Source organism: Leyella stercorea, assembly GCF_019052365.1.
Taxonomy (GTDB): Bacteria; Bacteroidota; Bacteroidia; order Bacteroidales; family Bacteroidaceae; genus Prevotella.
Genome location: NZ_JAHQUY010000100.1, coordinates 1 through 7,360, shown reverse-complemented (window position 1 = coordinate 7,360; position 7,360 = coordinate 1). Strand labels below are relative to the sequence as shown.

3 protein-coding genes and 1 other RNA gene are annotated in these 7,360 nt (G+C 50.9%); all 4 read right to left on the bottom strand.

The features are described from left to right. Positions 1 to 159: 159 nt before the first annotated feature. The 4 genes from KTQ90_RS12220 to KTQ90_RS12205 all read right to left on the bottom strand — a co-directional run bounded on the left by KTQ90_RS12220 (position 160) and on the right by KTQ90_RS12205 (position 7,295). On the bottom strand, positions 160 to 4,443 hold the full coding sequence (locus tag KTQ90_RS12220) for a choice-of-anchor J domain-containing protein (RefSeq protein WP_217318662.1): 4,284 nt from the start codon (positions 4,441 to 4,443) through the stop codon (positions 160 to 162). A 379-nt stretch (positions 4,444 to 4,822) separates the two neighbouring features. After that, positions 4,823 to 5,221: a transfer-messenger RNA gene (gene ssrA / locus KTQ90_RS12215) on the bottom strand. Positions 5,222 to 5,297: 76 nt separating this feature from the next. Beyond that, on the bottom strand, positions 5,298 to 6,887 hold the full coding sequence (locus KTQ90_RS12210; protein WP_217318661.1) for an RNA-binding domain-containing protein: 1,590 nt from the start codon (positions 6,885 to 6,887) through the stop codon (positions 5,298 to 5,300). A gap of 150 nt (positions 6,888 to 7,037) precedes the next feature. Further along, positions 7,038 to 7,295: a hypothetical protein gene (locus KTQ90_RS12205; RefSeq protein ID WP_217318660.1), complete on the bottom strand. Its 258-nt coding sequence runs from the start codon at positions 7,293 to 7,295 to the stop codon at positions 7,038 to 7,040. Positions 7,296 to 7,360: the final 65 nt, after the last annotated feature.

Genomic DNA, 7,360 nt, shown 5'->3' with positions numbered 1-7,360 from the left:
ACGACAAGCCCATTGGCAGAATTAAGTATGCACTAAATTAATTCCGCCAACAGGTAAAGGCTCACTAAAAACATCTTAAGGACTAAGCATAAACACAAAAAGGCTGCACACTTCGCCGTGTGCAGCCTTTTTTAAATCTAATAATTGTAGGAGTAAACGTTACTTCACGAGAACCTTCGCCGTGCGACCGCCCACTTTCACGATGTAGCATCCGGTTGGAACGCCGACTGCGGCATTCTTCTCGCCGGCTGAACGCCATACGCACTTGCCGTCTACAGTCCAGACGCCTGCCGAGAGGCTGCCGATTCCGCTCAGAACGATTGTTCTGCCCGCTACGTAAACCTTGCCCTCAGACGCTGTGGTCTCGGTGATTGCAGAAGTGGAGTTGACGCTGAGAGCGTTTGAGAAGTCAGACTCGCCCTTGTCGTAAACCACCGTCACGCGGTAGGTGTATTCGCCCGTGCTGCTTGCCTCGGTGTCGTCGTACGAGGTAGCCGAAAGCGGAGTGGCGTTGAGCTTAGCGCCGTTGCGGTATACGTTGTATCCGTTGATGGCGAGCGCCTGCTTCTGAGCGCCCGCCGGCACGAAGCTGATGTCGTCGAGGAAGAGCGCCGTGTTGATGCCCTCAACGTAGATGGCGAAATACTTGGCGCCTTCAGGCAGGTCGAACGAGTATTCGGTCCACTGCTCGGGTATGTCGGTCACTTCCTTCAAGTCCATGAAGTCGGCTGTCTCGTTGCCCGTTGTCGAATAGAGTAGGGTGAAGCCCTCGAGTCCGTCCATGCGGTAGTTGAGGCTCTTCGCGTTGATGGTGATTCGCTGCTTGCCGCCGTACAGTTCGGGCGAGATGAGCCAGTCTTGCTTCATGCTGCCGCAGTAGGGCGAGATGAGAATCTTGTCGCCAGAGACGCTCGACCATCCGTCCTCCTCGGTTCCGATAATCTGTGTGAGGTCGATAACCTGGAAGCTGATGCCCTCGCCGCTGTTCGGGTAGGTTATCCATCTGCCGTCGTTGGTCTGGAACTCCATAGAGTACTGGTTGCCATGAACGTCTACCACCTTCCACTTGCCGAAGTCGGTGATGGTGAACGCCTCGTACTGCTCGAAGCTCTCAACGCTCGACTGCGGAGTGAGGCTGCTGAGGTCGGGAGCCGACCACTTCAGACTCATTGCCGATCCGTTCCAGCCGCCGCTGAGGTCGCTCACCGTGGGATAGGTAGGTGCCACGAGGTCTACTACGGTCTTCACGGTGTCGTTCTTAGTGTTCTCGTCGGCGCTGTATTCCACAACAGCCTTGAGCTGCATAGCCGGAAGGTCGCGCACCTCGGGAGTTACGCTGAACTCGAGTTCGGCTGTCTCGCCAGCCTTCAATGTCGTGCCCTGCTTCTCTGCCAGCAGTCGGTCGCCGGCGTAGAGCTTCACGCCGTAAGCCGCGGCGTCCTTCAATCCGACGTTCTTCACGACGGCAGAAACCGTCTTCTCCGTTCCGACATTCATCTTCGACGGTGTCTTCAGCTCAGCCATCTTCAGGTTGTGCTGCAGATTGTCCGACATGCGGATGTTGTCGATATAGAGCTTCTCGTTCGACTTGATGTTGTCGGTGCGGAACGCCAGCTGCACGAAGCGGTTAGCGGCGAACGCCGAGAGGTCGTAGCTGTATTCGGTCCATCCGTCTACGCTCTGGCTGAGGTCTACGGAAGCCACCTTGTGGTATACGTTGTCGGGTGTGAGCACCTCGAAGTCCATGTTGTCGTCGATGGCAGAATGTTTCACCCAGAACGAAACGACGGGCTTCATCGTGTCGTCAATACGAATCTTCGGCGATACGAGCAGCAGTTCGCCCGTGCTGCCCACGTTGGTGTAGCCGATGCAGCCGTTGTCGCCGTCCTGCGACTCGCTTGTGGTGCCGCCCCAGCTGCGTTCGCCCATTCTTGGCACGGCAGCCCACTCAGAGTAGGTGGCAACTGCATTGCTGAACGACTCCGCTATCGGCGTCTCGTACGGCTTGCCGGCAGAGATGGCGTAAGAAGTGGCGTCGGCGCTTGTGCCGGCTGTCGATACGGCGTTCACAACGTAGATGTACGAGCCCTGCTTGTTGCCGAGGTCGCTGATGACGTCGGTAGCCGAACATTCGCCGTCCTTAACGTCGAGCGCCATCCAGCCGTTGCGCTTCACGGTGTAGGTGAGCGCCTTCGGGTCTACATATCCGCCGTTGGCACCCTTGGTAGGAGCCTCCCAGCTAACGACTACGGTGCCGTCAACCGGTTCGCTCAGCGTGATGTGCTCTACCGCAGCCGGTGTGTCAACGCCTACGTATGCCTTCAGCGACGCGTCGTCGCCCTTGCCCTTGGCGTTGCTCACAACCACCTTGTAGGTGTTGAAGCCGTTCTGCGGTTGGTTGTCGGTCAGGGTGAGTTTCTTTCCTGACTGCAGGGTCTCATCGCCGCTTGCGAACGACTTCAGCAGGGTGCCGTCTCTGTACACTTCGGCTGTGGTGAGCGTGCCTACAGCCGTACCGCCGATGGTCTTTGAAGGCAGCGTGAACGTTACCTCCGACTTCAGTTCGCCCTTTGCGGCAGGCTTCACCGCGAGGTCGGCTACTGCGGCTGGCGTGTCGGTCGTGGTATACTGCTCCACGCTGATGTCCTGTATCTCGAACGAGTGCATGAGGGCGTCGCTCAGCAGGTGGAAGCCAAGGAAGTAGTCGCCGTCGGAAGGCACGAGGAACTTCGCTTCTACCTTCTGCGTCTCGAACCGCGTGCTGAACTCTGTAGTGGGCATCACGCTGGTAGTCATGTTCTCAGCCTCGGGCAGATTGCCGAGAGCAACGGCGAGGAGGTGCTTGTTCTGCGAGTTGCATCGCACGTTGAACGTCACCTTATAGTAACCGCTCTTGTTGAGCTTGAGCGGCGGCAGGATGAGCCAGTCGTCTGCCTTCACCGTAGCGTCGCCGGCATATTCAGCGGTCTGCGAGTACTCGTTGTAGCTCCATGTCTTGCTGTCGTTGTTGGCATCGAGCACGGTGAAGTAGTCGAATGCTTCCTGCTTTTCGAAGTTCTCGCTGTACGGCGTAGCCTTGCCCGGACCCACGACTACCTTGTTAGAAGCGAGTGTCTCGCCCGACTTGCCGTAGGCTGAAGGTGTCACCTCATACCAGTATTTAGCCAGTTCGCCGCTCTCTACGTTGTCGTAGAGCACGGTAGAGGTGGTGCTCTCGCTCACGGTCTTGGCGTCGGGCTGTCTCACAACCTTGTACGTTACGCTTGCCGGGTCTACGTATCCGTTGTGCGCACCAGTCGAGACGGCGTCCCATTGCAACTGCAGTCCCTTGTCGAGCGTGCGCTTCAGCGAGAGTCCGCTCACCGTTGCCGGAGCGTCCTTGCCAATCCACAGCGAGGTGGCAGCGCGTTCGCTTTCGCACTTTGCGTTCGACGTCGTGACCACAATCTTGCAGCGTCCTTCGGGCAGGGTGGCGTCAAGCTGCACGGTCTTGCCTGCTGCAGCCGTTCCTTCCTTCTTCTGGTCGCCTAAATACACCTTATAATTAATGTTGCCGCTCAGCGTCTCTCCGCCCTTTGTTGCGGAAGGCATGGTGAAGCTGACCTTTCCGGTGGTGCTGCCGTTGCTGAAACTTGCCTTCAGGTCGCTCACCTTTGCAGGTGCACCCTTGTCGACGTGCGGCAGAATGTAGAGGCCGGTTATCTCCTCCATACCCGTGAACTGTCGGCAAAGCGTGAGCGCTGCGCTCTGCATGTTCACCTCGTAGAGCGCCGACGTGAAGTCAGACTTCATCGAAGCCCAGTAGCACTTGCCGGTGGTGGGGTCGACGGTAGCCGACTGCGCGTACATCGGCATGATGCCAGTGCTTCCCACAACCGTAAATTCCGCCGTGTTCTTGTCGATCTTCACAAGGTTTTCCATGCTTATGCCGTAGAGCTGTCCGCTGTTGTCGAAGAAGAGTGCAGAGAACGTAGTGTCGAAGTTGGCGATGCGGTCGAAGTCGCCCTTCTCTACATTCAGCGTACCGAGACAAATGCCGCCGTCAACGTAGCAAGCGTAAATCTTGTCGGTAGTAGCGTCGTAGGCAAGGTCGAGAGCGGCGTGCGCCATCGTCTTCTCCGAGAGCAGTTCCCACGTGTCGGCGTCGTACACGCTCAGCAGCATCTTGTCTACATTGATAGAGTAGTACTTGCCGTTGGCATACGCGCCACCGCCTTGAGCGGTTAGTCGCTGGTCGATCTTCACGGGTGTGAACCCAGAGGCAGACGTTGTGCCGAACGAGTAGATACCCGGTCCGCCACCTGCGCCCCAGTTCATTGAAGACACTACACTACCGTATATCACGGTGTCGTCCTGCGCGAGAGCCTGTCCGCCGTAGGTGGCTGCGAGAAGCAGCGCCAGGGCTACCGACTTGCGCATCATTTGTCTGGTGTCGATTTTCATAAGCATATATATTAATAATGTATAAGTTGAAATTCTGTATGCTGTGGTGAGTTGAAACTCGGCGTATTGTATGAGTTAAACTCGGTGTATTATATGAGTTGAAATCTGCTTATTCTTTCTCTTCTCTCTTGTTCTTTTGTGCCGATATCTAATATAGATTGCTAAATTACATAAAAAAGTTAATATATATAACCTTTTGTTAGAAAAATGTGTTGCAATATGGAAAAATGTAGAGCTTTTGTGTTTTCTTCTGTATTCTCTGCAAGCAAATCTACTTGGACGTCGATTTAAACGTGTTGTGGTACAAAAGTTGTACAAAAATAGAGAATGTGTAAGCATAAAAAAAAGGCAATCATTTGAATGTCAAACAATTGCCTCTTTGTGGAGCTGGTGGGATTCGAACCCACGTCCAAACAGGGAAACCATACGCTTTCTACATGCTTATTCTGGCCTTCGGTTTTCGTGACGCAACAAGACCCAGACCACCAATTGCGCCCTTATCCTCTAAAACTTCACCCGTGCGGCGAGGCACACACTGGCTATTTCCGATTTACCTGCACCGCTTTGTCCTCAGATTCGGAACAACATCCTTGGAGCGATGTCTCGTTCCGCCAAACCTTGTGGCGGAATAAAGCTAATCTACTATACTTCGATTAAGCAGCGAGAGCGTAGTTGTTTTCGCCAATTAAATTTTTGATCACTCAGATTAAGGAGCTAGCCATCGAGGCTCCGCATGCTTACATACCATTTCATCCCGCTGTCAAATCCAGTCAACCCCGAGATGTTATACTTAACTTTGCAAAGTTAGTACAAATGCACGAAACTGCAAAATAAAACGGCAATATTTTACTGTTTTAGTCGTTGTCCAAATTTACGATTTCCCAATAGCCACCAAAAGTGGGTGAACCAACTCTTTTTAGAGTACCAGTTTCTCTTAGTTGACGTAGGTTCTTTTCAACTCCTCGTGTAGAGATACCTAACTCCATTGCAATTTGTGGAGCGGTTATTTGGGGATCTTTCTTTATCATTTCTATAATTTTGTCAGATGTTTTCTGACGTGTCCCCGAGCTTTTAAGTTGAGTTCCCGAACTTTCTGGCTTAGTTCCCGAACTTTCTGGCTTAGTTCCCGAACTTTTGAGTTTAGTTCCCGAACTTTCCGATTTTGTTTCCGAACTATCTGAACACTCTTCATGTATCGGAATAGTAACCAAGAAAGTCAAGCGATCGTCGGTAGTTTCAAAGATGGCGCGTGGCGACCCGTTCTCTGCCAGTTTCGTTTGAATTGTAGGAACACCGGTTGAGCGACCTTCTGTCAGGTCGAGTTCTTTCAAGAAATCGCCTAACCTTCGGTTTCGGTAGCGACGGCTTTTCAGCATATCGCCTTTTGCAATATCTTCTTTGGAGATACTTCTATCTGGACCAGGACAATTAAGTATAGATATTCCGCTCGGCTCAATGGTTATCTCTATTGGTTCATGCTGTAAAAAATCTCTATGATATACGGAGTTTACAACAGCTTCCTCAATAGCATCGTATGGATAGTTCCAAAAGCGTTCTGCTTCCTGTCTGCCCGACACCTTACGCACATGCTCTTTGAGCACATTGCTCTTGATATAATCCATTGTCTGCTTTATCATCTGCGGAACACTGCCCTTGAATGTTACTTCGGTAAAATTGTTGGGGTCTTTCATCTTTCCGTTAGGGAATGTCACCACATCAATCTGAGTGTATGGGAAGAACTTGTTTGGGTTCTCGCAGAACATCATGGCTGCCACGTTACGAAGCAAACGATTCTCTTTCGGACCAGTGTAGAGTTCCATTTGGTCAAGAATCGTAGCAAGCGGTGTTGTTATCACCTCATCAGCCAACTTGCTGCCTACCTTGACAAGATAATCACGAAGAAGTACCAATGAAATATCTTCCAACTGTATGTCGCTATTTCCTCGTTCGTCAAAAGGCATACGGTTGGCCAACTCACGCAGTTCAACGAGCACTTCACCTCTTGCCTCTATGCTACTTGTTCCGCTACGAATGTAGAAATACTCCTTTGATCCTTTTGCCGTAACATTCACCGGCACGGAATAAGGACGATAGCTACCAGCTGGACACCAAATTACAATCACCTGTTTGCCATCCACTTCTTCCACTGAAGTACGAGGCAAATAGTATGGAGCCATGTTATTGTTGTAAGCAACCATCTCCTGCAAGATGCCATCAATCTTTTCCAATGAAACTCCTTCTACAGGACGAATTGCCATACCCGTCTTGTCGTCGGAATCTACACCAACGATGATATATCCACCGCCAAGGTCGTCGAAATCATTAGCGAAGGCACATATACTATGATATATGCTCCCTGGATTCCAACCTTTCTTAAACTCAATGCGGTTAGACTCAATTTTCTGCTTGTTGAGCAGATCGTTTATGTTTATTGCGAGTGCCATAACTTACGTCTGTTGTATTTTAAATAAGTTCTTTGGATTCTTGGATTCCTTACATTCGCAGCGAGCATTCTCTTGTGGGTACTCACGGAGGAGATATTGTTGTAATTCGAGTTCGAGCATAATCAATACTTCATTCTGTTTCAGTAATATTTATATCTCAATATAATCACTTCTTCGTGATAATGGTAATTCTCTTAAAATAACAGGATGCCCTTCACTTGTCAAAAACAAGGAAACTATGTTTCCATCAAGCTTGGTTAGGAATAAATGAAAACTTTTGAGTCCATCATCTTCACAAAGCCATTCATCTTTGGGAACAAGGAAATACCCATCGCCGATATTGTTATTCTGATAGTCAGATTTCCTTACCACCAAAACATCTACATTTGTGTTATACAATTTAATCATTGTGATTTCCTTTTAAGTTCGTAATAACAATCATATGCTGCTTGTACGTCCGCCATAGCATCATG